At 50.6% G+C, this 478-nt stretch carries 1 protein-coding gene; it reads left to right on the top strand.

The window, feature by feature from the left end:
- Positions 1-283: 283 nt before the first annotated feature.
- The coding region (locus AQ981_RS28365; protein ID WP_249226399.1) for a hypothetical protein at positions 284-478 on the top strand (195 nt) is incomplete at its 3' end.

The following is a 478-nucleotide window of genomic DNA, read 5'->3' as shown; positions in this document are numbered from 1 at the left end:
TTGCCCGGTGGTTAATTCGGTACAGCATGATACGGGTAATACTTACATTGTTAACTGGATGACTGATGCTATTGCACAGTACTGGACATCAGCATCCGGGGCCGAGGGTGAGTGGGGGTTGTATTTGATCACCAACTATACGTTCAGCGGCCATTATATCAGCGGAGGAACCTGGAAACCGATCAAGACGATTAATCGTTCCGCTCCGCCGCCTGGAGGAGGTAGCGATTACTGTACTGTTAGTGCATCACATTGCGATCACTCTGTGTATGGTTTGCGCTTTATGAACAGATTTGGTTATGCAGGTAGTGAGAAAGTGGATGTACCAACCAGCGCCACTAATTCCTGTATTGTATTTGGGATGCCCGTACTTGGGGTATTTGTGCCGGTGTTTCCTGGATCGGTATCGACCCCGGTATGCGGGGCAGGGGGAATAAGTGTACCGGAACCGCCGCCGGATCCTGACTGGTGTGGTATG

The sequence above is a fragment of the Entomohabitans teleogrylli genome, assembly GCF_001484765.1.
In the GTDB taxonomy this organism is placed as follows: domain Bacteria; phylum Pseudomonadota; class Gammaproteobacteria; order Enterobacterales; family Enterobacteriaceae; genus Entomohabitans; species Entomohabitans teleogrylli.
Note: the sequence above shows the minus strand (reverse complement) of the source record. Positions and strands in the feature narration are given on the sequence as shown.